General features: G+C 64.2%; 14 protein-coding genes. 7 read left to right on the top strand and 7 right to left on the bottom strand.

Annotated features, from left to right (window positions below; all coding sequences use genetic code 11):
• Nucleotides 1–129: 129 nt before the first annotated feature.
• On the bottom strand, nucleotides 130–351 hold the full coding sequence (gene yidD / locus GGU46_RS05865) for a membrane protein insertion efficiency factor YidD (RefSeq protein ID WP_183402637.1): 222 nt from the start codon (nucleotides 349–351) through the stop codon (nucleotides 130–132).
• Nucleotides 352–496: 145 nt separating this feature from the next.
• Here yidD and GGU46_RS05870 point away from each other — a divergent pair, with 145 nt between their 5' ends.
• The 4 genes from GGU46_RS05870 (at nucleotide 497) to GGU46_RS05885 (ending at nucleotide 7282) form a co-directional block, all read left to right on the top strand.
• Nucleotides 497–2788: a S46 family peptidase gene (locus GGU46_RS05870; protein WP_183402638.1), complete on the top strand. Its 2292-nt coding sequence runs from the start codon at nucleotides 497–499 to the stop codon at nucleotides 2786–2788.
• A 327-nt stretch (nucleotides 2789–3115) separates the two neighbouring features.
• A complete protein-coding gene (locus GGU46_RS05875) occupies nucleotides 3116–4144 on the top strand; it encodes an EthD domain-containing protein (RefSeq protein WP_183402639.1) in 1029 nt (342 codons plus the stop codon).
• 133 nt (nucleotides 4145–4277) lie between these two features.
• Nucleotides 4278–5177 (top strand): hypothetical protein, encoded by a 900-nt coding sequence (locus tag GGU46_RS05880; protein ID WP_183402640.1) that lies wholly within the window; start codon nucleotides 4278–4280, stop codon nucleotides 5175–5177.
• Nucleotides 5174–7282 carry a helix-hairpin-helix domain-containing protein gene (locus tag GGU46_RS05885; RefSeq protein ID WP_183402641.1) on the top strand — a complete coding sequence of 703 codons (2109 nt, stop codon included), beginning with the start codon at nucleotides 5174–5176 and terminating at the stop codon, nucleotides 7280–7282. Before GGU46_RS05880 ends, GGU46_RS05885 begins: the two co-directional genes overlap by 4 nt.
• Before the next feature lie 96 nt (nucleotides 7283–7378).
• On the opposite strand, the gene GGU46_RS05890 is transcribed toward GGU46_RS05885, so the two are convergent.
• The 5 genes from GGU46_RS05890 to GGU46_RS05910 form a co-directional block, all read right to left on the bottom strand.
• Nucleotides 7379–10951 (bottom strand): reprolysin-like metallopeptidase, encoded by a 3573-nt coding sequence (locus GGU46_RS05890; protein ID WP_183402642.1) that lies wholly within the window; start codon nucleotides 10949–10951, stop codon nucleotides 7379–7381.
• Nucleotides 10952–11225: 274 nt separating this feature from the next.
• Nucleotides 11226–13190 (bottom strand): DUF3857 domain-containing protein, encoded by a 1965-nt coding sequence (locus GGU46_RS05895; protein WP_183402643.1) that lies wholly within the window; start codon nucleotides 13188–13190, stop codon nucleotides 11226–11228.
• On the bottom strand, nucleotides 13190–15235 hold the full coding sequence (locus tag GGU46_RS05900) for a DUF3857 domain-containing protein (protein WP_183402644.1): 2046 nt from the start codon (nucleotides 15233–15235) through the stop codon (nucleotides 13190–13192). Before GGU46_RS05900 ends, GGU46_RS05895 begins: the two co-directional genes overlap by 1 nt.
• A gap of 173 nt (nucleotides 15236–15408) precedes the next feature.
• Complete coding sequence (locus GGU46_RS05905) at nucleotides 15409–17445, bottom strand: DUF3857 domain-containing protein (RefSeq protein WP_183402645.1); 2037 nt, start codon at nucleotides 17443–17445, stop codon at nucleotides 15409–15411.
• 87 nt (nucleotides 17446–17532) lie between these two features.
• Nucleotides 17533–18735: an MFS transporter gene (locus tag GGU46_RS05910; RefSeq protein ID WP_183402646.1), complete on the bottom strand. Its 1203-nt coding sequence runs from the start codon at nucleotides 18733–18735 to the stop codon at nucleotides 17533–17535.
• Nucleotides 18736–18899: 164 nt separating this feature from the next.
• Here GGU46_RS05910 and GGU46_RS05915 point away from each other — a divergent pair, with 164 nt between their 5' ends.
• Nucleotides 18900–20591: a catalase gene (locus GGU46_RS05915; protein WP_183402647.1), complete on the top strand. Its 1692-nt coding sequence runs from the start codon at nucleotides 18900–18902 to the stop codon at nucleotides 20589–20591.
• Nucleotides 20592–20662: 71 nt separating this feature from the next.
• Here the strand turns inward: GGU46_RS05915 and GGU46_RS05920 are convergent, their stop codons facing one another.
• Complete coding sequence (locus GGU46_RS05920; RefSeq protein ID WP_183402648.1) at nucleotides 20663–22225, bottom strand: hypothetical protein; 1563 nt, start codon at nucleotides 22223–22225, stop codon at nucleotides 20663–20665.
• A 199-nt stretch (nucleotides 22226–22424) separates the two neighbouring features.
• Here GGU46_RS05920 and GGU46_RS05925 point away from each other — a divergent pair, with 199 nt between their 5' ends.
• Both GGU46_RS05925 and GGU46_RS05930 read left to right on the top strand, forming a co-directional pair.
• Complete coding sequence (locus GGU46_RS05925) at nucleotides 22425–22685, top strand: hypothetical protein (RefSeq protein WP_183402649.1); 261 nt, start codon at nucleotides 22425–22427, stop codon at nucleotides 22683–22685.
• A 209-nt stretch (nucleotides 22686–22894) separates the two neighbouring features.
• Nucleotides 22895–24772: an ABC transporter ATP-binding protein gene (locus tag GGU46_RS05930; RefSeq protein WP_183402650.1), complete on the top strand. Its 1878-nt coding sequence runs from the start codon at nucleotides 22895–22897 to the stop codon at nucleotides 24770–24772.
• Nucleotides 24773–24777 lie beyond the last annotated feature (5 nt).

Here is a 24777-nt window from a genome sequence, read left to right on the forward strand (position 1 = left end):
AGGTAGCAGGCTTACCCCCGCTGTTTGTTCACCCCCCCCCCCCGGCGGGGCGGCACCCAATCGGTCAACGGCCGGTGCCGCTCCGCTGGAGCCGGCCAAACGGCCAACTCACTATTTCACCACTTCACCTCAGGGCACCGGGTCGTAGCCGTGGCCGCCCCAGGGGTGGCAGCGGCCGATGCGACGCAGAGCCAGCCGGCCGCCGCGCCAGGGGCCGTACTTGGTAACGGCTTCCACGGCGTAGGCCGAGCAGGTAGGCGTGTAGCGGCAGCTGGCCGGCGTGAGCGGCGAAATCAGGTGGCGGTACACCCAGAGCAAGCCCAGCAGCAGCTGGCGAAACAGGTAGGACATGGTGGCACTAAAGGTCGGGGAAATAGGGAACAGCGCTGCGCCCCGCAGTGCAACCCTCCACGCTCCTCGGCAAGAATCAACACCAGAACAACCGGATTTGTACCTTCGCAGCACCGAATTGTTTTCTTAAAAACCACCCCAACGTATGCGTACCACCCACTGGGCCAAAGCCCTGCTCCTGACGCTGCTGCTACCCCTGGCGGCTCACGCCGATGAGGGCATGTGGCTGCCCCTCTTCGTGAAGCGGCTCAACCACGCCGACATGCAGAAGAAAGGCCTCAAACTCACGGCCGAGGAAATTTACGACATCAACAACGCCTCCCTGAAAGACGCCGTGGTGCAGCTGGGCGGCTTTTGCACCGGCGAGTTCGTGAGCAGCCAGGGCCTGCTGCTGACCAACCACCACTGCGGCTACGACGCCATCCAGAGCCACAGCACGCCCCAGAACAACATTCTGCAGAACGGCTTCTTTGCCGCCACCCGCCGGGAGGAAAAGCAGAACCCGGGCTTGTTCGTGGATATTCTGGTGCGCATGGAAGACGTAACCGGCAAAGTGCTGGAGGGCATCACGCCCGCCACGCCCGAGCAGGAGCGCGTAGCCACCGTGCAGAAGCGCCAGCGCGAGCTGGCCGACAACGCCAAGGAAAACGGCAAGTACGTGGCCTACGTGCGCGACATGTTCGGGGGCAACGAATACTACCTCTTCATCTACCAGCGCTTCGGCGACGTGCGCCTGGTAGGTGCGCCGCCCGAAGCCGTGGGCAAGTTTGGCGGCGACACCGACAACTGGATGTGGCCCCGCCACACCGGCGACTTTAGCATGTTCCGGGTGTACGCCGACAAAAACAACCAGCCCACCGCTACCCCCCAGCCCGGCAACGTACCCTACGTGCCCAAAAAGCACCTGCCCGTAAGCCTGCAGGGCGTTAGTGAGGGCGACTTTGCCATGGTATTCGGCTTCCCGGGCCGCACCCAGCGCTTCTTGCCCGCCGCCGGCCTCCAGCTCACCCTCGACCAAACCAACCCCGCCCGCATCAAGCTGCGCGATACCCGCCTGAAGCTGTGGAAGGAAGACATGGACCAGGACCCGGCCCTGCGCCTGAAGTACGCCTCGAAGTACGCCAGCATTGCCAACTACTGGAAGTACTTCATCGGACAGAATGAGGGCATGAAGCGCCTGAAAACCGTGGATGCCAAGAAAGCCGAAGAAGCCGCCCTGGCCCAGTGGATTGCCCAGGACCCCGCCCGCCAGCAGCAGTACGGCGAGGCCCTCACTACCATTAACCAGGCCTACGCCGGCATTCGGGAGTACAACCTGAGCACCCAGTACGTAAACGAAGCCGCCTTCGGTACCGAAATCGTGACGCTGGCCGCCCGCCTGATGCCCCTGGCTACGGCCCTGAAAGCCAACGACAAAGCCGCCACGGACAAAGCCGTGGCCGACCTGAAGGAGCCCGCCGCCGAGCACTTCAAAGACTACAGCGCCCCCACCGACAAAAAGGTATTTGCCGCCCTCATGGCGCTCTACATGCAGGACGTGCCCAAAGACCAGCAGCCCGACGTGTTCCAGACCGTGCAGAAGCAGTACGGCGGCTCCCTGCCCAAGTACGCCGACTACGTATTCAGCAACTCTTTCCTGACCTCGGAAGCCAAACTGAACGCCTTCCTGGCCGCGCCCACGCTGGCCAAGCTGGAAGCCGACCCCGGCTACAAAACCTACCAGTCGGTGTACCAGAACTACGTGCAGAATATTGTGCCCAAGCTGCAGGGCCTGCAGGCCGGCCTGGGCCGCGCTAACCGCCTCTACGTAGCCGCCCTGCGCGAGAAAAATGCCCAGAAGGTGTACTCGCCCGATGCCAACTCCACTATCCGGCTGAGCTACGGTACGGTGCGCCCTTATAAAGGCCGCGACGCCGTGCAGTACGACTACAAAACCACAGCCCAGGGCATTCTGGAAAAAGAGGACCCCACCAACCCCGAGTTTGTGGTGCCCCAGAAAGAGCTGGAGCTGCTGAAGATGAAAGACTACGGCCGCTTCGCCGATAAAGCCGGCAACCTGCCCGTGGCCTTTATCACCGACAACGACATTACCGGTGGCAACTCCGGCTCGCCGGTTATCAACGGCCGCGGCGAGCTGATTGGCCTGGCCTTCGACGGCAACTGGGAAGCCATGACCGGCGACCTGGCCTACGACCCGGAGCTGAAGCGCTGCATCAACGCCGATATTCGCTACGTGCTCTGGTGCGTGGAGAAGCTGGGCGGCGCCAAGCACCTCGTCGATGAAATGACCATCGTCAACAACGGCCCCAACCCCGGCGTGGGTCCCGCCGCTTCGGCCTCCAGCGCTGACATGAGCGACGTGGAAAAGATGAAGGTAAAAACCGAAAACGGCGGCAAAACCAAAATCAAGCGCAAGAAAGAAGCCGCCGCGCTTTAGCACGTAGTGCCTACCCCCCCCGCATTGAAAAGCCCCGGCGCCAGATGGTGCCGGGGCTTTTTTGTGGACGAAAGCCGGCCCCAGGATGGAAGCTGCGCGAGGCAAATCGGTGGCCGGGGCCGCCATACTATTGCCTTTCCCGGCTAGGCACCCCGCTAAAGCAGCTGTGTGTTTGGGGAGCCGACAACCACTGCCGGACTCCGCGACAAGGCCGGGCGCTGGCCGGCCAAAGGGTGGCCTGTCAGCACCCGAACCGGCAAACTCCGTAGGTAGGCCTAGCCTGGGTGTTGCCCGCCCGGGTTTGTGGTTTACTTGATTTCCACCCGTATGTCTGACCTAATCACTACTGCCGCCAATGATGCTTCGGCCGATAACCGCCACCGCCCGCCCTACCGCTCCGGCTACCGCAGCACCACTGAGCCGCTCATTGTAACGCCTACCTTCCTGACGCGCGCCGACGCCACCCCGCGCCCGGAGCGCCCGATGGACGAAGGCGCCACCCGCAGCCGCCACGGCGACGCGTTGGCAAACCCCGACGCGGAGCCGGCCGAAATAGCCCTGGAAGCCAATCCTAATCTGGCTTTCGAGCACTGGGACGAGTACTGGCGCAAAGTCCACGGGCCGAAGTTTGCCTACGAAGAGCCCGGTAGCACCTCCGAGCCGGTGCTGCGCTACGACCAGGTACACCGCGTGGCCGCCGGCCCATCCTCAAGCTTCCGGCCGCCCTACCACGCCATGACCACCGACGATGGGAAGCTGGTAGCCGACCCGCACGCGCGCGTACCGGCCTACCGTCGCCCGCGGTGGGACGGCTTCGCCTACATTGCCTATGCCACGGAGGCCGACATTAACCGCGTGCTCAAGCAGCCCCAGTACGACAAGCGCGTGGTGGCCGACGAGCAAACGGCTTTCCGCATGGTGACGCGCTCCATCACCCGCGAATACATTCTGCTGCCCAGCCCCCAGCACCGCGACCCCATCAGCCTGGTCAAAATTCACTATCGGCGGCCCGAGCTTTCCCGTGAGGCCTTCCAGGCCCGGCTGCTGCACGAGCACGCCAACCTGGTGCTGGCCCAGGCCGCTACGCACACCTACGTGCGGCGCTACGCCCAGCTGCACAACATCGGCTCCACGCAGTTTGACCCGGAAGGCAGCCTGATGGATGCCATTTCGGTGCTGTCGTTTGCTTCCATGAACGATGTGGAGGACTACCTGGCTACGGACGACTACCGCACCATTGAGGCCGATGAGGCCACCTTCACCGACGCGGCCCGCTCAGAATACTGGACCGGCCTTAACTACAGCGTCATCAACCGGCTGCTGCCGGAGCTGGCCACCAAGCGCCCCACCATTTAGCGCCTTCCTACCCCACCAAAAAGCCCCAATACTCCGGTGTGTTGGGGCTTTTTGGTGGGCTTTCAGCAGCTGGCTTGCCCGGATGAGGTAGCCTGCCTATCTTCCAGCTGCAAAGTCTATTACTATCCGCTATATGCTAAAATTCTACCTCGGCGTAGCTATTCTTATGGCTGTGTTTCAGGAGGCCCGCGGCCAGGGCAACGGCCCCGGCCTGTGGGGCGCCCGCAGTGCCGGCCTCGGCCAGATTGGCGTCGTGCTCGATGGTGACGTGTGGAGCGGCGCCAACAACGTGGCCGCGCTGGGTAGCCTCCGGCAGCTGGCGGTTGGATTCGGGGCCGAAAACCGCTACCTGCTTCCTTCGCTGAATACCGTAGCGGTGGCGGCCGCGGTGCCGCTGGGCTACCCGGCGCCCGCCGCGCCGGTGGCCGGCCTGCCCGCCGCCGTAGCGGCCCCCGAGGCCCCGCGCTACGGCGTGCTGGGCATCACGGCCCAGCGGTTCGGGGGCAAGCTCTACTCCGAGCAGCGGGTAGGGCTGGGCTACGGCTACCGCCTGGGCACGGTGCAGCTCGGGGCGCGGGTGGAGGTGCTGCAAGTCAGCCTGGAAGCGTTGGGCAGCCGGCGGGTGGTAGCGGCCTCGCTGGGCGGGCAAGCCGACATTATTCCGCGCAAGCTCACCTTCGGGGCTACCCTCTACAACCTTAACCAGGCCCGCCTGGCCGCTTACCAAAACGAGCGGGTGCCCACGGTACTGCGGGCCGGGCTGGCGTGGCGGCCCTCCGAAAAAGTGCTGCTGCTAGCCGAAACCGAAAAAGACGTGGAGCAGGACGCCGACTTCAAGGCGGGCCTGGAGTACCAGCCGCTGCCGGTGCTGGCCTTGCGGGCCGGACTTTCTTCCCTGACCAGCCAGCTCACGGGCGGGGCCGGGCTGCGGGCCGGGCAGTTTCAGATTGACTATGCCGCCGGCTGGCACGAGGCCCTGGGCCTGAGTCAGCAAGTAAGCGTGGCCTGGCACCGGCCCGCCAAGCAGCCATGAGGGTGCGCGTTGTGGTGGGGGTAGGGGCCGCGCTGCTGGCCGCCCTGCCCGCGTGGGCCCAGGACTACCCGCGCCCCGCCGTGCCCGACCTCGACCGGCTGACCCAGGAGCTGTTTGCCGAAATCCAGAGCGACCAGGTGCCCTACGAGGACCTCTACGAAACCCTGCTGCAGTACTACCAAACACCCCTTAACCTCAACACCGCCAGCCGCGAGGAGCTGCGCGGCCTGCTGCTGCTGTCGGAAAAACAGATTACCAGCCTGCTGGACCACCGGCAGCGCCAAGGGGCGCTGCTGAGCCTGTACGAGCTGCAAACCATCGAGGCCTTTGATTTGCGCACCATTTACCGGGCCGCACCCTTCGTAACGGCCGCTACCCCCAGCCCCAACGCCAGCCGCGGGCCGCTCTGGCAGCGGATTGCCCACGAAGAAAACAACGCGTTGTTTCTGCGCTACGAGCGGGTGCTCCAGGACCGGCCCGGCTATGCCCCGCCCGATACCACCCGCACCGGCACGCCCGCCACCCGCTACCTCGGCTCGCCCGACAAGCTGCTGGTACGTTACCGCGTCAGCCACAGCAAGGACTTCAGCCTGGGTTTCACGGCCGAAAAAGACGCGGGCGAGGCGTTTCGCTGGGACCCCGCTACCCGCCGCTACGGCGCCGATTTCTACTCGGCCCACTTAGTACTGCAGGAGCGCGGCCGGCTGAAAACCCTGGCCCTCGGCGACTACCAGCTGCAGTTCGGGCAGGGCTTGCTGCTGTCCTCGGGGCTGTCGGTGGGGAAGGGAGCCGAAACCATTACCACCCTGCGCCGCAGCTCCATTGGGGTGCGGCCCTACTCTTCGGTGCTGGAAAACACGTTTTTCCGCGGGGCGGCGGCTACGGTGGCTGTTACTTCCACGGTGCGGGCCACGGCCTTTGCCTCGCGCAAGCGCATTGATGCCTCCGTGCAGCCGGCGCAGGATTCACTGGCTGATTTCAGCGAGTTTTCCTCCGGCCTGCTGCTGACGGGCTTTCACCGCACCCCCACGGAATTGGCCAACCGCCAGGTGCTGGGCGAAACCGTGCTGGGTGGCAACCTAAGCTACGGCAGCCGCCGCGGCGACCTGCAAGTGGGCCTCACCGCCGTCAATACCCAGTTCGACAAGCCCCTGCTCCGCCGCGACGAGCCCTACAATGCCTTCGAGCTGCGGGGGCGCCGCAACCTGGCCCTGGGGGCGCACTACAGCTACGTATGGCGCAACCTGCTGCTGTTCGGCGAAACGGCCCGCAGCAGCAGCGGGGGCTTGGGCACCGTAAATGGGCTGCTGGCCAGCCTGGCGCCCACCGTGGATGCGGCCGTGCTCTACCGCCGCTACGACCGGAATTTTCACACCCTCTACGGCAACGCCCTCAGCGAAAACTCCCGCAACATCAACGAAAACGGCCTGTATCTGGGCCTGAAGGTGCGGCCGGCGGCCCGCTGGGAGGTGTCGGCGTACTACGACCGGTTCCGGTTTCCGTGGCTGCGCTACCAGGTGGGCGCCCCCAGCGCCGGCCACGACTGGCTGCTGCGCCTCACCTTCAGCCCTACCAAAACCAGCCTGCTGTACGCCCAGCTGCGCCAGCGCATCAAGGCCTACGACGCCGATACCCTGCGCCCCGTGCCGCTGCCCGTGCCTACCCGCCGCCGAAGCGTACTGGTGTTGTATGATGCCAGCCCTACCCCCGCGCTCAGCCTGCGTACCCGCGTGCAGGGCACCGAATACCAGGAGGAGGGCCGCCCCGCCCGCCGCGGCTACGTGCTGGCCCAGGACGTAACCGTGCAGCCCCTGCGCCGCCTGCGCCTCTCGGCCCGCTACGCCCTCTTCGACACCGACGACTACGACACCCGCCAGTATGTGTTTGAGCAGGACGTGCTGTATGCCTTTTCGGTGCCGGCCCTCTCGGGGCAGGGCACGCGGGCATACCTGCTGGCTCAGTACGACCTCAACCGCCACCTGACCTTGTGGGCGCGCTACGCCACCACGCACTACCGGCACCAAAACACCATCGGCTCCGGCCTCGAAGAAATTGAAGGCGCTACCCGCTCCGAGGTAAAAGCCCAGCTGCGGTATCGGTTTTAAGCGGGGCAGGAGGGTAGCATAACAGGTTGATGAACGCAAAAAAAAGGCCGCCTCCGGTTCAGGAAGCGGCCTTTTTATAGAATCAGAAGACGGAGGCTATCGCTTCAGCAGCCGCACTACGGCCGAGCCGTCGGCCATATCCAGGTGCAGCAGGTACACCCCTGGGGCCAAGTGGCGCAGATCAAGCGGGTAGTGGAAGGCTGCGGCAGCTTTGGGCAGCGTCTGGGTGAAAAGGCTGCGGCCCAGGCCATCGGTCAGGCGCAGAGTAAGTGGGCCGCGGTGGGCGTTATCTACCTTTACCGTGAACAGGGCCGGGCTGGGGTTGGGGTACACTTCAATGCCCGGCAGCAGAACCGCGCTGGTAGTAGTTGTGATGGTGGCAACCGTCTGGCAGCCTTCGTTGGAGTAGCCCGAGGCGCCGTTGGCGTTGAGGGCCCGCACCCGGTAGCAGAACGTGCCGTTGGTCCGGAGCTGGTCGGTGTAATCAGTAATGTTAGCTCCTACGGTAGCAATCCGGCTGAAAGCCGTGGTATTCAACTGGGCCCGCTCAATCTCGAAGCCGGTTTCGTTGCCCGAGTTGTCTGACCACTGCAGGCTGAGGCTAACCGTGTTGCTGGCCGCAACCGGGGCCTGCACGCTCAGGCCGGAAGGGGCGGCCGGGGGCTCGTTCAACGTATAGATATCCAGCTTCCAGCCGGTGAGGGTGCCGCCGTTGCCCGCCCTGGCATCCCGGATGGTCAGCGTCCAGCTGCCAAAGGCCGGGCTGTTAAGCAGCTCCCCGAGAGAAGTAGCCGGCCGCACGCTGATGCCCGCCGGAATAGGACAGGTCGGGGCGGCGGCCTCATCGGCAAAGCTCAGGTTTAGGTTGGCCGTGCCGGGGCAGGCCTGGGCCAGCAGCACGGCCCGGCTGCCGGCCGGGTTGGTGAGGGTGATTTCCAACTCACTGATATCGGGGTGGGTAAGCGTCAGGTCGCGCACGCGCACGTCCGAAACCCGCTCGGTATTACCTATGAAAATGCTGGAGGTAAGTACGGACCCGGCGCCCGCGCCAATGGAGCGCGGAACCTGGGGGGCCGTAATGGCGCGCAGCGTGTGCGTACCCGTCCGGAACGGCTGGGTAGCCGAATACAGGGCCGTAGCGCAGTTGCTGAGGCCGCGCACGCGCACGTAGTAGGAGGTAGTGGGCTGCAGCAGCGGCGTTGTAAAGCTGGTGCCCGTCAGGCCGGCCTGGTTGATAACCAGGTTGGCGAAGGCGGCATCGGTAGCTACCTGCACCTCGTAAGCGGTGGCGTTGGGTACGGCCGTCCAGGTAATGCGCGGCCGCAGGGTGGCCACCTCATTGGCGGCCGGGGTGGTTACGGTGGCGGCCTGCGTGGCCGAGGGCTGCAGGGTCAGCAGCAGGTCCAGCCCCCGCGTCACGCCCCCGCTCGTGCCCGTCAGCCGAATGGTGTAGGTGCCGGCCGCCGCCGTGGAAGCCGTGGCAATGGTGGCCGTAGTGCTGCCGCCCGCCGCCAGGGTAGGGGCCCCGTAGCTGATGGTTACGCCGGCCGGTACGTTGGTGGCCGACAGCGCAACCTCGCCGGCAAAGCCCAGCAGCTGCCCCACGCCGATGGGGAGGGTAGCGGCGCTGCCCGGACAAAGTGCCAGCGTAGCGGCCGTGCCGCTCTGCAGAAAAAAGGTGGGGCCGGTGGGCGCCGCCAGGGTCAGATTCTGGTCGGAAATATCGAAGAAGATGCCGGTACTGGCCTGCACGCGCACCCGAACGGCGGTGCTGGCGGTGGTGCCGGCCGGTATAGCTACGTTCTCAAAACCATCATTGGGCGTATTTGCCAGCAGCACGGTAGGATAGGTCTGGCCCCCATCGGTGGAAAGCAAGATATTGACGGTGGTGGCATTGATGGGAGCCTGGGTGGTGTTGGCTACGTCCCAGATAACCTGCTGCTGCGCGCCCGCCAGCCAGGCGGTAGCCGTGTTGGGGGCCCGCACCACAAACGGCCCGGCCGTGGGTACTACCACTACGTGCATGGAATCGTAGTTTACCCCCCCGCCCACGGAGCGGTTGTCGCGGGCCACCAGCCGGAAGATCAGCCGCCGCCCATAAGTCGGCAGCAATTCCCCAATGGTCTGGGTGTTGCTGAGAATATCCGTCAGGCGCGGAAACGTGCGGGAGGGGCTGGCAGTGGGCCGGAACGAGCGAAAGATCGGGGCATCGGCGGCGGGCGCGTTCGGGCTGCCCTCGGGGCCCAGGTTGTACTGCTCCCAGGCGTAGGTCAGGGCGTCGCCGTTGCCATCGGTGGCCGAGCCCGTCAGTACGAAGGGCGTCCGGATGGGAATAGCGTAGTTGGCGCCCGCATCTACCTGGGGCGGGTTGTTGCCGGAGGGAGTATTCACGGAGCAGTTGCCGCGGCCGGTAATGTGGGCCACAATCTGGTCGAAGCTGCGGGAGTGAAAATAGGCGTCGGAGTTGGGCTGCAGGTTGTCGGCGCCGCAGATGCCGGCGTAGGCCATAATGGTAGAGCCCGAGCCCGGCTCAAAGGCCGACGCCGAAACCCGGTTGTCGCTGCAAAACTCGGTGGTGCTGTTAAAGGTATGGTCGGCCCCGAACTGGTGCCCCATTTCGTGGGCTACGTAATCCACGTCGAAGGCATCGTTGCGGGGCGCCGTGGAGCCGGTAACGCCCATGGCCTTTTCCGGCTGGCACACCGAGGCCTTCAGGGCAATGCCCCCGCCGCCCGTGCTGAACACGTGTCCGATGTCGTAGTTGGCGGGCCCGATCAGCGAATCGGCGGCCTGCTGATTTTCCTCCAGCATGGCCTCGCCGTTGTCATTAGAATAGGGGTCCTTGGCCGCATCCAAAAAGATCAGCCGGTCAGTATTCTCCACCAACAGCATCCGCACGGCCAGCTCTTTCTCATAAATGCCATTCACGCGGCTGAGCGAAGTGACCATGGCGGCCAGGGCTCCGGCTTTGGTACCCCCGTGAAAGGCAGCATACTCGCCGGTGCAGGCCAGGGCCAGGCGGTAGGTGCGCAGGGTAGTACCGTTGGGTACGGCGGCGCGGGCGGCCTGGCGAAGAGACACCGGCGCTACGTCTTCCGCCGCCGAAGCAGTGGCGCACACAAACGGAAACGCGGCGCGGTTCATGGCCCGCCGGTCGAAAACCAGGTGGGTATCCGTGCCCTGCTCGGCCGGATCGATGTACACCGTTTTGTCGGCGGCCAGAATCAGGGCATGAAACCCAGAAGGGCTCACATCGAGGCGGGCGGTGGCGGTAGGGTCGTCGATGCCCTGGGCCGCGTAGGTCTGGATATCGGGGAAGCGGGCGGCCAGCTCGGGCGCCATGACGGGCGCCCTGGCCACCCGAAACCGCTGGGAAGTGCCATCGGGCAAGGGCAACGACACCACGGTGGCCGAGCCGGCCGCGCTGGTGCCGCGCGCCACCGGGGCACTCCTCAACGCGCTCCGCAGGGCCGGCAGCCGGAACGTAACGGACCGGAAGTACGTCAGCGGCGGCGCCGATTTCCGGGCTGCCGCCGGTAGCGTGGGAGCATCGGCCCAAAGCACCTGCTGCGCCACGGCAGCAGAGCCGGAAACGGCCAGGAGAGCCGTTAAAGCGGCTCTTCTCAGGTAAGCCGAGGGCCCTGGGCGCGAAGTAGGTGTTTCAGACATAACAAGGGGGTAGGAGGCAACAGAGCCGTAAACAATTCCAAGGCTCTAATGTAGGCGTTTTGCGCCCGGAGCCTTAGGCTGGCAGAACACATAATTCGGACTCTGGCTTGCTGAAAATCACAGCGAGTTGTACCCACTTCACCAGCCCACCGACAGTGGTGGCAGCCACTGTGGCCAGGGTGCTGCCGGGCGGCCGATACCAACTAATAGCCACAGAAAAGCGCCTACCCGGTAGCAGGGTAGGCGCTTTGCAGAAATCACAACGAAAACTTACTCACGCATCGGTTTTCAGCAGCACCAGCTGGGCCTTGTCGGCGGCGCTGATTTTGCGGCGGAATTCCAGGTAAGCCGGGTACTCCGTGCGAGCGAAGCGGGTGCGGGGCAGCTGCAGGCGCCGGATGTACTGCAGGGTGCCATCGGGCAGGGTCTGGAGCTGGCTGGAGTAGGTGCCGAACGGGGTGCTGAGCTGCACCGGGGCCGGTAGCTGCTCGGGCCGCAGGCTGGCGGGCAGGTGCAGGCGCACGGTATCCGTCTGGGTCAGGGCATGATCCAGCCATAAATCCGTCTGCCGCTCGCCCACCGTACCCGCCGGCGCCGACCACCGGCTGAGCAGGTTGGGCGTCAGGAACACGCGCCGGCCACTGGGCGGAGCCAGAGCCGGCAAGGTCAGGGCTAGGTTTTCCGTCAGGCCGGGTACGGCCGCGCCGGGTGGGGTAGGCCGCAAGGTTACTTTCGTGAGCGTGAAATTGGCCAGCGGCAGGCGGTTGCTGATGTGCTTTTTCTGTTCGGCCAGGTCCAGGCCCGGCAGCTCCGAGACGGCATCGTACTCCAGCCCCGTGCGCAACGTGCGCAGGGTAGCCGTGGCGTTGCCCTGGGCATCGAGGTACACCTCGGCCCGCCGCTCGCGCCGGTTTTCAGCAGCACCGTAGCGGGGCGTGGCTACCAGGCGGCCGCCCTCGGGCAGTAGCAGCAGGGCGTGGCGGTTGCCCGTAAAGCCGCCCATGTACCCGAACGGGTTGCTCTGGCTGGTGCATTCCAGCCACACGGTATCGGGGCGGGCGCTTTTGGCCAGAGGCACGCACAGCACCACGTGGTTGAACTGGGAGCTGGGAAAATCCGTCCGGATGTCCTGCTCGTCGGAGCCGGCGCGTACCAGGGCCGCGTGCGCCGTGATGCCCGCCGCACCCAGCAGGGCCTTGCAGTAGTTGGTCAGGGCCTTGCAGTCGCCGTAGCCGTTGGCCGCTACCGAAGCGGCCGGAAACGTCTGCCAGCCGCCCAGCCCCAACTGAATGGATACGTAGCGGGTGTTGGCCTGCAGAAACTCATACACCTTCCGGATGCGGGCCCGCTCGTCGGTTTCGCCCTGCACCAGGGCGGCAATGCGGGCCTGCAGGGCGGGCGGCAGCACGTCGCGGCCGGCGTTCAGCTCGTAGGTCCAGCGGCTCAGGTCGGCCCAGGAATTCAGGCGGCCGGCGTGGCCTTCCACCTCAAACTCGGTAGGGGCAGTCAGCACAACGGGCGTCACATCGGCTACTGAGGGCGCATCGGGCTCCTCCTCGCGGGCAGTCAGGTCGTGCACCTGCCACTCGTAGAGCTCCTGACTACCCTGGGTCCGGCGGGTTTGGGCCGCGCCGGGGGGTAGGCGGAACTCCTGGTAGCGCAGCGGCAGGCCCGCGGGCATCAACACCTTAAACGAGGCCTGCTCTACGCTGAGCTGCTCCACGGGCTGGGGGCGCCAGGTGGAGTAAAACAGCGGGTTGTCCGACACCACTTCGTACTCAAACTCCACCGTGTAGGGGTAGGAGGGCTGGCTGAGGTCAGCTACCCGGCCCCGGGCATCGGTGGCCAGACTGAAACCGTCGGAGAGGCTGATGTCGTGGATGTCGGCGGCGCGCAGCTGGCGCAGCAGGCGGCCGTCGGCGTCGTACACGCTGCCCCGGAAGTAGCTGATGCTGTTCAGGGAGCTGTAGTACACCAGCTCCTGAGCCCAACGGGCGCCGGCTTCATCCAGCACCGTTACGGCCCGGCGCACCGTTTCCACCGTGCGCCCCACCGATTTTACCGTGAGGGTTTCCTCGTGGCGGCGCACCACGGCGTGGGCATTTTCCCGGAGCGGGGCGGGCAGGGTAGCCACCGCGTATTTGGGCGCGGGGCCGTAGGCGGCATGGGCCGGGCCGCCGAGCAGCAGCGCCAGGGCCGTAGTGCAGCCGGCGGCCAGGGGTAGCAAACAAGTGCGCATCAGGCTTTCTTCTTCAGGACCAGCTTCTCGCCCTGCTTGGTGATGACGTGGGTAAAGAACTCCCGCAGGTAAGCGTATTCTTCGGCCGAGTACACGGGCCGCACCAGGCTCATGCGGCTCACAATCTGGAGGATGCCCTGGCCGGGCTGCACGTTGTAGATAAAGCGGCCACCGCCCTCCGGGAGCTCCACGGCCATGCCCTTCGGAGTCTCTTCCAGCTCGTAGCCTGCCGGCAGCGTGATGTTCATCATGATGGTTTCATCGAGGGCCGTGCCGAAGTCCACGGGGAAGCGTCGGCCTTCGTGCAGGAAGGGGTTTTTGTTGGTGCCGAAATAGCGCAGCGGGTTCAGGTAAATGGTGCCCACCGGGGTGTCGCTGCCAGTAGCTGCGAAGTCGTATTCCAGCGTCAGGGGCTTATGGAAGGCGTCCCGCTCCTTGAAGGCGTACTTCGGAATGCTCCAGCCTTCGTAGCCGGTGGTTATTTCTTCCACGTACTTTTTCTCGCCCAGCTTGCGCAGCTTTTCGCGCTGATCCAGGGCCAGATAGCCGCCGTGCTCCTGGTGCACCTTGCCGGTCATACCGCCCTTCTCATCCACGGTCAGGTTGATCTGGCGGTAGGTGAGCAGGCGGTCGGCGGGCTTCAGCTCCACCCAGCGCGATTCTTCGGTTTTGCTCATCACCAAGCGGCCTACCCCATTGAGGCAGCGGTAGGGCAGCATGCCGCAGGGGGCCAGCTCCTCGGTAGCATCCACCAGCAGCTCCTTGCCTTCGGGCAGGGCTACGTGGGCAATTACGTAATTGAAGCGGCTGAGCAGGGGCACGTTGGTTTCCATGCGGCCATGGCTGCGAGTGCTGAGCACCACGGGGTTGGCCTTCAGGCCGGCTTCGCGCAGGGCCGCAATCAGCAGCAGGTTTACGTCGGCCGACGACCCGGATTTCTGGTCGTAAATGCGGCGCAGGGTGCCCGAGGACAGCAGGCCGTTGTTGCCGTTGTACTTCACGGCGCGGCGCACCAAATCGTGCACGGCGGCGGCCCGCAGGGCCGGATCGGCGTGCTGGGCTGCCAGAGCCGCCACCTGCTCCTTCAGGAAACCGCCGCGGCTTAACTGGGCCCCGAAGTTATCTTCGTTGAGCAGCTCCCGGTCAATCTTTTCCCAGGAGTTGGCTACGGGCTTGTAGGGTTCGTCGGGCCACTTGATGCCAGCCAGCTCGAAGTCAATCTTCGAAACGTAGTCGTCGGTGGTGGTCATGTAGGGCTCCTCGCGCATGGCCGGCACGTTTTTCATGGCCCAGCGGTAGTTGGTTACGCGCGGGGTAACCACCGTAGCCCCGCCCGATTCCCGCTCGCCCGTGCGCATATCCATGCTCGACGACCACCGGATGGAGTACTGGGTCACGCCTTCGTTGCGCTCCTGCACCTCCAGGGGCTCGTAGCCCTGCATCAGCATCTTGTAGTCGAAGTATTCCGGAATGGCGGCGCGGTATTCGCTCCAGCGCACCGGAATATCTGACTGAAACGACCAGTCCTGGAAGTTGAAGGTGAACTCCGAGGCCACGGTGTAGGTAAACTCAATGATAGAGCCCTCGCGCACATTCGGCATCGTGAACTTGCGGATGTTCACGTTGGGGGTGCTTACCTCCCGGAACATAGACTCAGAATTAAGCTTTTCCTTGACTACCTGCCCGTTTACCAGGTTATAAGTGAAGCCCCGCAAGCCGCTCATCTTTTCCTCGGTAGTGCCGCGGTGGTAGAGGGGTACTTTTACCGTGGCGTATTCGTAACCGGCTTTTTTCAGGATTTTGATGCGCGCTACCCGCTCAAAAATCACCCGGAACTGTCCTTCGTTGTAGTCGAAGATGGAGCGGCCAAAGTCGCAGAGCACCACGGCCGGAGCGGCGCTGTCGGCCACGAAGTTCTGCCCCGTTAGGTCGCGCTCATCAATTTTACCAAACTTAATGGGCTCGGCCTGGGCCTGGGCCAGCGACACGGCCGCGACGCTGCAGAGGCCGGCCAGAAACAGCCGGCGGAGTAAAGGTTGCATCATACCAACGGGGGTAGGGTAATTGTGAAAATCAAAGGATACATGTTCGCGGCCAGCCGGCCGCTGCGCCCGTAAGCGGGAAATAAGAAGTGGCACCAAGGTGGGGCCGGGGCGAAGGAACGCGGTAGAGCTGAATATCATTATTCAGCGGAGCGCAACCAAACCAGCAGCCGGATTTAGTGGCGGTGCAGCACAATGGGCTCGGCCAGCTTGGCCAGGGCCCGGGTGTACAGTTCGCGCAGGGCCTGGTATTCTTCGGCCGAGTAGCGGGTTTTGGTCAGGTGCAGGCGGCCCGTTACGGTGAGCGTGCGGGCCGTAGGCTGACCCACATTGAAGATAAACCGGCCGCCATTGTTGGGCAGGTTCAGGGTAGTGCCCGCCGGCAGCTCGGTGGCGGCGTAGCCTTCGGGCAGCGTCAGCTCCACCATATACTCCAGGCGGCGCTCGGTGGGCAAATCTACCGGATACAGGCGGTCGGGGTGCTGAAACGGGTTGGCCGGCACGCCCAGCTGGGCCACGGGCCGTACGTAGAGCGTAGTAGCCGGGGCTTCGGCGCCGGGCAGGCGCGCGTTCAGGCTAAGAGCCACGGGCCGGGAGAGGTCGGAGGTAGTGGCCTCGGCTTTATCGATCTGCCAGTCGGGGTGAGCCTTTTGCCATTGCTGGCGCAGTTCGGTCAGGGGCTGGCGGTTTTCAGCGGCGGCGTACCCGGCAAACTCCTGGCGCACGGTGCCCTGCAGGCCACCCTTGGCATCGAGGGTGAGGCGGGCGTGGGTGTAGCGCAAATGGGAGGTGGCAGGAGCCAGGGAAACCCAGCGCCCGGCCGGCCCCAGCAGACGGCCCTGGCCGTTAAGGCAGTTTTCGGGCAGTAGCTCCGGGGGCAGGGTAGCATCGGTAGCATCCAGCAGCAACTGCTTCCCGCCGGGCAGAGCTACGTGGGCCGCCACATAGTTGAACTGGCTGACCACCGGCAGCTCGGCTTGCACCCGGCCGTGGCGGCGCGTGCTCAGCAGCAGGGGCTGGGCCTCCAGCCCAGCCTCACGCAGCATCCGCACCAGCAGCAGATTAATTTCGGCGGCGTTGCCCTGGCGGGTTTCCAGTACCTTTTTGGGGGAATTGCGCGCGTACAGGGAGGTGGTGCCCGAGTAGCCCACGGCCTGCAGCACCAGCTGGCGGGCTGCTACCGCGCGGGCGGTAGGGTCCGGAATAGTACGCAGGGCCGCGGCCCCGTCGGCCAGGGGCGAGTCGCGCTTCAAATACTGGCCGAACTCCTCGTGCTCCAGCAGTTGCTTTTCAATCTGGGCCCAGGTCCCGATGACGTAGCTTGGCTCGCGGTTGGGGTCGAACTGAATGCGCTCCAGCTCAAAATCTACGCGGCTGAGGTAATCGGTTTCCGTCGTCAGGAAGGGCTCTTCCTGGAAGGCCGGCACGTCTTTCTGCACCCAGCGCCGGGTGATGGCCTGCGTGGAAATGGAGTAGGAGCGTTCCTGCAAGCCCGCGTGGCCGCCAAAGGAATCCTCTACTTTTTCGCGGTAGGCGGTGGTGTAAGGCGCGGAACCGGTCTCGTTAATGGCGAAGGGCCAGTAGGTGTGGCTCAGTTCCTTGTACACGAAAAAGCCCGGAATCTGGACCCGGTACTCGCTCCAGCGCACCGGAATTTCCTGCTGAAACTGCCAGTCCTGCAGATTGAACAGGAAGGGCGAGCGGATAACGTAGGTAAACTCCAGAATAGAGCCCTCCCGCACATTGGGCAGCGTGAAGGCGTACTCATCAAGCCGCTCATTGAGCTTGCGGCTGAACACGGCCTCGGTGCGCAGGGGCTCCTTGGTCAACTCCTTGCCCGCCAGATTATAGGTAAAGCCCTTGAGCTGCAGAATCTGCTCCCGGCGGCCGTCTTTGGGGTCGTGGTAGAGCACCACCCGCACTGTGGCGTGCTCATAGCCCGGGCGGCGCCGGATCAGCAGGCGGGCCGTGCGCTCAAAGCGCAATTCAAACCCTTCCTGCGCGCCCTGAATTTTGGATTGTCCGAAGTTGCAGAGCACCTCGGCGGCGGCCGAGTCGGGGGCGGGGCGAGCCAGCAGTTCGGCGGCTTCCTTCGCGTCCAGCTTGCCAAAACGAAGGGGTAGCTCCTGGGCCTGCGCGGCCGCAGGTAAAGAGAGCAGCAACAGGCTGCCGAAGGCTCCGCGCCGGGTGGCGGAAGCAATACAAGTAAACATCAAACCAATAATAAGCTCTTCCGAATAAACCACCCAGCCGGACCAGGCCGGAGTAAAATTATTGAAAAGCCGTTGAGTTGCCAAGCCCTATCCCACCTCGGCCGTTGTAATTTTTCGGTGACGGATCAGGTAGAGCAGGGCACCCAATACGGTCAGGGCACTTAAACTATGCACGAGGGGTAGGCGGGCGGGTTCGTTGGCGTAGAGCCAGCCGGCCAGCAGGGCGCCCAGCCCGATGCCGGCTTCCAGGGCAATGTACATGGTAGCCACAGCCCGGCCCCGCCGCTCGGGGTGGCTCAGGTCCACCGTCCAGGCGTAGAGGGTAGGGGAGTTCATCCCCGTGGCCAGCCCGAACAGAATGGCCGCGCCCAGAAACAGCGGTGTGGAAGTAGCCAGGGCCATCAGGCTCAGCGCAAAAGCCATCAGGGCCGAGGAGCCGATGAGCACCGGCACGCGCCCGTACTTGTCGGAGGCGTTGCCGGCCAGCAGGCGCACTACCAGGGAAGCGCCGGTGTAGCAGGTGTAAAACAGGCCCTTGCTGCCGTGGGTGAGGCCCAGCAGCCGGCTCTGGTCGGGAATGACGGTGAGCACCGCCCCGAATGGGAACAGGCACAGCAGCGTCACGAGGGCCGGTTTCAGCACGCGGGGTTCCAGCACCTCGCTCCAATCCAGGCGCAGCAGGCTCCAGCTAAAGCGCTGCCGCTGGGCCTGGGGTAGGGTTTCCGTCATGGTGCCCTGTACTGCTAAACTCAGCAGGGCCAGGCCCGAGGAACAGTAGAACATAGTGTCAAGCGAAAACTGCTCGGCCAGGAAAGAGCCCAACATGGGCCCGGCGGCCATGCCCAGGGAGCCCGCTACCCCCAGCAGCCCCATGGCCTCGCCCCGGCGGGCATAGGGAATGATGTCGGCAATGAAGGCGGCGGTACCGGTAGGCTTAAAGCCCGTGCTGAAGCCGTGCAGCAGCCGCAGCCCCAGAAACGCCGCCACCGTGGCCGTGAAGGGGTAGAAGAAGCCGCACACAAAGCACACCAAAGAGCCAAACACCATCACCGGAATGCGGCCCACCGTATCGGCCAGCTTGCCGCTGAACGGGCGCGAAAGGCCGGCTGTGAGCGTGAACAGGGCAATGATAAAGCCTTTGTACTCGGCCCCGCCCAGGCGCGTAAGGTAGTCGGGCAGCTCGGGCAGGAGCATGTTGAAGCTCATAAAAAAGAGCAGCGACGAGAGGCACATCAGCCAGAAGCCGATGGTATAGACGGGGGTAGGAGCAGGAGCGGCGGGAGCAGACATAGAGGGCAAAGGTAGCTCCTCAAGCTTCGGGCGGCCGTATAAAACGTGCTTTCGGTGGGGCAGGAAGGAAAATGCCAAAATTCTTTCGGAGAAAAATTCTCCACTAGATCTAACCTCTGGTGTACCTTGCCGGTATTACATCCATCACTCACACATTATCAGGTATGGCACAAGATCAGCAGAATCAAGCGCAAAACGGCCACTCCGCCGCTTCCGCCGACGCACTGTCGGGGACCGGCACGGCCGTAACCGGCACCGGCTCGGCGTACGACCAGCGCACGGCCAGCGGCGAGGATGCTAACACCCTGACCACCCGCCAGGGCCACCCCGTCACGAACAACCAGAACCTGCGCACCCTGGGCAACCGCGGGCCGGCTACGCTGGAAAACTATCAGTTTCTGGAAAAAATCAGCCACTTTGACCGGGAGCGGATTCCGGAGCGGGTGGTGCACGCCCGCGGTGCCGGCGCCCACGGCGTGTTTGAGGCCTACGGCAAGGTAGGCGACGAGCCCATTGCCAAGTACACTCGCGCCAAGCTGTTTCAGCAGGCGGGCAAGCAAACGCCCGTATTCGTGCGCTTTAGCACGGTAGGCCACGGCGGCCACTCGCCGGAAACCCTGCGCGACCCCCGCGGCTTCGCCGTGAAGTTCTACACCGAAGACGGCAACTGGGACCTGGTAGGCAACAACCTGAAGGTGTTCTTTATCCGCGACGCCATCAAGTTCCCCGACCTGATTCACTCCCAAAAGCCTGACCCAGTAACGAACCGGCAGAGCGGGGAGCGGATTTTCGACTTTATCTGCAACACCCCGGAGGCCATGCACATGGTCACTTTTCTGTTCTCGCCCTGGGGTATTCCGGCCAACTACCGCCAGATGCAGGGCTCGGGCGTGAACACCTACAAGTGGGTGAACGACAAGGGCGAAGCCGTGCTGGTGAAGTACCACTGGGAGCCGCTGCAGGGCATCAAGAACCTGACGGCTCCGGAAGCGGAGGCCATCCAGGCTAAGAACTTCAACCACGCCACCCAGGACCTGTTCGAGAACATTGCCAAGGGCAACTTCCCGGAGTGGGAGCTGTGCGTGCAGATCATGAGCGACGACGAGCACCCGGAGCTGGATTTCGACCCGCTCGACGACACCAAAATCTGGCCCGAGGATCAGTTCCCCTTCCTGCCCGTAGGCAAGATGACGCTGAACCGCAACCCCGAAAACTACTTCGCCGAGGTAGAGCAGGTAGCCTTCGGTACCGGCGTGCTGGTCGATGGCCTCGACTTCTCGGACGACAAGATGCTGCAGGGCCGCACGTTCTCGTACTCGGATACCCAGCGCTACCGCGTGGGGGCCAACTACCTGCAGCTGCCCATCAACGCGCCCAAAAAGCACGTCGCCACCAACCAGCGCGACGGGCAGATGACCTACCACGTGGACTCGGCCCCGGGCCAGAACCTAAGCGTGAACTACGAGCCCTCCTCGCTAAGTGGCCTGAAGGAAGCGCCCCGCACCTTCCCTGACCACACGCCCCGCTACGAAGGCCGCCTGATCCGGGAGAGCATCGACCGTACCAACAACTTCAAGCAAGCCGGTGAGCGGTGGCGCCTGCACGAGGACTGGGAAAAGGACGACCTCATCAACAACCTGGTGGGCGCCCTCACGGACGCCGCCCAAGTAATTCAGGACAAGATGGTTGACCTGTGCACCCAGTGCGACGCCGAGTACGGCCGCCGCTTGGCCGAAGGGTTGAAGCAAGCCAAAGCCGGCAAAACAGCCGAAGGCGGCAACCAGTACAACGACGCCAAGAACTCGGAAGCGGCCCAGCAAGCCGAGAAAATGGCCCACGAAGCCAAGCCTTACTAATCAACTCATTTGAGGTATAGAAAAAGCCCCCGCCATATCGGCGGGGGCTTTTTCTATTGCTAAGTGGATGGCTATCTACCGGGGATTTCACCGTCAACCGCAGCCGAATCGGTGGTTTCCGCATCCGTGCCTACCTCCTCTGACTGATCTGGGCCAACACCCTGGTCGGTGCTATCGGGTGGGGCGGGGGTTGGCTGCTCGGTGGGGGTAGGGGCCGCATCAGGCGCAGACTCATCTTCCACCAGCAGCGTATCGGGCTGGATGTCGGTGAGAGAAGGGGCCTGGGCAGTTTCCTCTTCGGCGTCTGGCTCTTTGTTCGGGGCCTGGCGGGTAGGGGCAGAGGCCTCCGCGAAGTGGGTGCTGACGAAGCGCGCTACCCCCCACACGGCCCCGCCTATGCCGCCGATACCCAGAATTACCAGCAGCACCCGCGGCCACTTAATCCGCCAGGAGTCGCGAGGAAGCAGGTTGCCGGCCGCCGGGCGGGTAGGGGGCCCCGCCGCACTGCGCACCGGAGGCTTAGCGGGGGCGCTTGCCGCGGGCGTGGGCCGGGTTACCGGCGCGGCGGGGGTAGCGGCAGCCACCGGCTCGGGCTGGCGCTGCAGCTGCTGAATCAGGTGGCTTAACTGCTGAATGCGCGCGTCCAGCTCCTGGTTACGCACCGCCGACTCCTGCTGGGCCGCCCGAATGGCTTCTTCCAGGCGGTTTTTCTCTTGGGTTTCGGCGGCCAGGCGGGCCTGCAAGGCAGCTACCTCGGCGGCTGGGCCGGGCGCGTGCGTCAGCTGGGCCCGGAGCTGTTCGATGCTTCGTTCCCGTTCGGCTTCGCGGGCTTCCATCTCCTGGCGCTGCTGGGCCAGCTCGGCGCGTACCTGGTGGCTGAGCTGCTCCAGGCGGTGCATTTCCTGCTCGCTGGCCGCTACGGCCTCGGCTGCCGAGCCGTAGGGCGCGTCGTGCGGAATGTCCTCGGCCCCCAGCCACCGCCAGAGCTGGCGTGCTTTTTCTTCCCAGTAGCTTCCGCCCTCGGGTTCGGGGTCATCGGAGGGGTAAGAAGTGGGGGTGGGCAAAGCCAGAGTTTGGGCCCAGGACAGCAGCACGTCGGTGGGTAGGTCGATTTCGGGGTTGCTGAGCTGGCGCAGGCGGCGCGGGAGCTGACTTATCTCGCTGAGCAGCTGAAAATTTTCGGCCCCGGGCTGGCGGCGCAGGTAGGTTTCTACCCCCGGTCCGAACTGCACGGGACCGGCAAACAGGACCAGTCCGGTTATCAGCTCCGGCTGCACCTGAGCGGGAGCGAGCTGCGTGCTCAGCCATTTGGCCACTGCTTCCTGCTGCCGCAGAAACTGCTCGAAGGGGTTGGCGGCGTGCTCATCGCCGTGCAGGGTGTAGGCGCCCAGCTGCCAGGCCCCGTCCTGCTGATTGGGGATGTCGAGCAGGCCACCTTCCGGCACGAAAAGCAGCACCGTGATGCTGTGGGGGCGCACCACCAGGGCATCTACTACCTCGCCTTCTACCTCGAAGTTGCTGAGCAAGAGGGTGGGGAAGGCGGTGGGCTCGGCTTCCAGGGCGGCCTGGGCGGCTACGTACTGCGCCTGGCGGGCCGTGTCATCGAAGGCAGAAAACGGAATGCTATGCAGCATAGGGAGTGCAAACGGGCCGCTACCTGCGCAAGCCCAGCGGATATGTACGCACAAGGAAGAATTGGTGCCGTAAAGTAACGCTCTTCGGCATTCCGGCTGTACGCCGCCGCTTGCCTGGGGTGCGCAATAGGACAGCTCAGGGCTATACCTCCCGCGAAAAGCAGCCGTACACTACCCCTGCACCCAACCCGAAGTCATCATGCCCTTGCACCACGAACTAGACAAAAAGCTTAGCAAAATCTACGAGCCCAGGGCCACCATCAACGACGTGTTTAAGGGCTACGACATCACCTTCCGCACCAATGAAAACGGTGAGCCGGTGGTACTATTCTTCGGCAAGCGCCGCCCCGACGGCAAAATCGTGGGCGAGCGATTTACGCGCACTATTAAGCGCGAGCTGGGCAGCCTGACCGTTAAGCACAGCCACTGGGATAACCAGGGTAAGATTATGAATGCGTAGAGGTAGCTCGCGTCATCCTAAGCTTGCCAAGAAGCTTATAACCCCGGAACGTGGAGCGTGGTACCTACTCCTGCTGCCGTGATACGGTCCTTGGCAAGCTCGGGATGACGTGTTTTTCCGAGGTTCTGCTGTCCCGCTTCCTACCCCCTCTGCCCTGCCAAAACGGCCGCTCCCGCACTTCGGCGCGGAGTGTGCCGTATAGCCGGAGTATGGCTCGTTCTGATTCCTTTTTCTCTACTATTTCCGCCAAAAAGCCGCGCCCCGATGGCAAGCCCGCCCTGACGGTGCGGGAACGGTTTTCGGCCCTTCAACACCTGCCGGAATTTCTGCGCCTGATCTGGCAGACCAGCCCGGCCCTTACGCTGGGCAACGTGGCGCTCCGCCTGCTGCGGGCGGCCCTGCCCGTGGCTATGCTCTACGTGGGGCAGCTGATCCTCGATACGGTAGTGCAGCTCAGTCGCCAGCCCGCCGCCGAGCGCGCCCTGACCCCGGTTCTGACCTTAGTTGCCCTGGAATTTGGCCTGGCCATTCTCTCCGATGCACTGGGTAGGGGCGTGGCCCTGCTCGATTCGTTGCTGGGCGACCTGTTTGCCAACCAGACCTCGGTGCGCCTCATGCAGCACGCCGCCGAGCTGGACCTGGACCAGTTTGAGGACAGCGCCTTTTACGATAAGCTGGAGCGGGCGCGCCGCCAGACCCTCTCGCGCACTGTGCTCATGGCCCAGGTGCTCAGTCAGGCCCAGGATTTCATAACGATGGTGTTTCTGGCCGTGGGCCTGGTGGCGTTCAACCCCTGGCTGCTGCTGCTCTTGCTGGTGGCGGTGGTGCCGGCCTTCCTGGGTGAGTCGCACTTTAATGAGCGCAGCTACTCCCTGGTGCACGGCTGGACGCCCGAGCGGCGCGAGCTGGACTACCTGCGCCAGACCGGCGCCTCCGACGAAACGGCCAAGGAGGTTAAGATTTTCGGGCTCTCGGGCTTTCTCATTGACCGATTCCGGACCCTCTCCGACGAGTTTTATCAGCAGAACAAAAGCCTCGTGATTCGACGCGCAAGCTGGGGCACGTTCTTCGCGGCGGTGGGCGCGGCCGGCTACTATGCCGCCTACGTCTATATTATCAGCCAGGCCGTGCGCGGGCAGGTGAGCATTGGGCAGCTTACCTTTCTGGCGGGTTCGTTTGGCCGCATGCGGGGCTTGCTGGAAGGCATCCTGAGCCGGTTCAGCTCCGTGGCCGAAGGCGCCCTGTACCTGCAGGATTTCTTCGACTTCTTCCACCTGCAGCCCCGTATCCGCCGCAACGAGGGCCAGCCGGTGCGGCCGTTTCCGCGGCCTATCCGGGAAGGGTTCCGGTTCGAGAATGTGGGCTTCAAGTACCGCAACGCCGAAAAGTGGGCCCTGCGTAACCTCAACTTCACGCTGCAGGCCGGCGAAAAGCTGGCCCTGGTGGGCGAAAACGGCGCCGGCAAGACTACCCTCGTAAAGCTGCTGGCCCGCCTCTACGACCCCACCGAAGGCCGCATTCTGCTGGATGGCCACGATTTGCGCGAGTACGACCCGGCCGAGCTGCGCCAGGAAATTGGGGTGATTTTCCAAGATTTTGTGCGCTTCCAGCTCCCGGCAGGCCAGAACCTGGCCGTGGGCCGCATCGAGCAGAAAGACAACCAGCCCCGCATTGAGCAGGCCGCCCAGCAAAGCCTGGCCGATTCCGTCATTGCCAAGCTACCCCAGGGCTACGACCAAATGATTGGCCGCCGCTTCAACGGGGGCGTGGACCTAAGTGGGGGCGAGTGGCAGAAGATAGCCCTGGGCCGCGCCTACATGCGCGACGCCCAACTCCTCATCCTCGATGAGCCCACCGCTGCCCTCGATGCCCGCGCCGAGTACGAGGTGTTCCAGCGCTTCAAAGATTTGACCCAGGGTAAAACCGCCGTGCTCATCTCGCACCGCTTCAGCACCGTGCGCATGGCCGACCGGATTCTGGTCATCGAAAACGGGCAGTTCGTGGAAATCGGGAGCCACCCGGAGCTGCTGGCCCGCGGCGGCCGCTACGCCGAGCTGTTTCAGCTGCAGGCGGCTGGGTACCGGTAGGGAGT

The sequence above is a fragment of the Hymenobacter latericoloratus genome, from assembly GCF_014199535.1.
Lineage (GTDB): Bacteria > Bacteroidota > Bacteroidia > Cytophagales > Hymenobacteraceae > Hymenobacter > Hymenobacter latericoloratus.

What these genes read in the sequence shown, in the direction of transcription:
- GGU46_RS05890 (WP_183402642.1), bottom strand. Translation starts at nt 10,951, where the DNA reads ATGTCTGAAACACCTACTTCGCGCCCAGGGCCCTCGGCTTACCTGAGA.
- GGU46_RS05885 (WP_183402641.1), top strand. Translation starts at nt 5,174, where the DNA reads ATGAGGGTGCGCGTTGTGGTGGGGGTAGGGGCCGCGCTGCTGGCCGCC.
- GGU46_RS05880 (WP_183402640.1), top strand. Translation starts at nt 4,278, where the DNA reads ATGCTAAAATTCTACCTCGGCGTAGCTATTCTTATGGCTGTGTTTCAG.
- GGU46_RS05925 (WP_183402649.1), top strand. Translation starts at nt 22,425, where the DNA reads ATGCCCTTGCACCACGAACTAGACAAAAAGCTTAGCAAAATCTACGAG.
- GGU46_RS05930 (WP_183402650.1), top strand. Translation starts at nt 22,895, where the DNA reads ATGGCTCGTTCTGATTCCTTTTTCTCTACTATTTCCGCCAAAAAGCCG.
- GGU46_RS05910 (WP_183402646.1), bottom strand. Translation starts at nt 18,735, where the DNA reads ATGTCTGCTCCCGCCGCTCCTGCTCCTACCCCCGTCTATACCATCGGC.
- GGU46_RS05870 (WP_183402638.1), top strand. Translation starts at nt 497, where the DNA reads ATGCGTACCACCCACTGGGCCAAAGCCCTGCTCCTGACGCTGCTGCTA.
- GGU46_RS05920 (WP_183402648.1), bottom strand. Translation starts at nt 22,225, where the DNA reads ATGCTGCATAGCATTCCGTTTTCTGCCTTCGATGACACGGCCCGCCAG.
- GGU46_RS05915 (WP_183402647.1), top strand. Translation starts at nt 18,900, where the DNA reads ATGGCACAAGATCAGCAGAATCAAGCGCAAAACGGCCACTCCGCCGCT.
- yidD (WP_183402637.1), bottom strand. Translation starts at nt 351, where the DNA reads ATGTCCTACCTGTTTCGCCAGCTGCTGCTGGGCTTGCTCTGGGTGTAC.
- GGU46_RS05895 (WP_183402643.1), bottom strand. Translation starts at nt 13,190, where the DNA reads ATGCGCACTTGTTTGCTACCCCTGGCCGCCGGCTGCACTACGGCCCTG.
- GGU46_RS05900 (WP_183402644.1), bottom strand. Translation starts at nt 15,235, where the DNA reads ATGATGCAACCTTTACTCCGCCGGCTGTTTCTGGCCGGCCTCTGCAGC.
- GGU46_RS05875 (WP_183402639.1), top strand. Translation starts at nt 3,116, where the DNA reads ATGTCTGACCTAATCACTACTGCCGCCAATGATGCTTCGGCCGATAAC.
- GGU46_RS05905 (WP_183402645.1), bottom strand. Translation starts at nt 17,445, where the DNA reads ATGTTTACTTGTATTGCTTCCGCCACCCGGCGCGGAGCCTTCGGCAGC.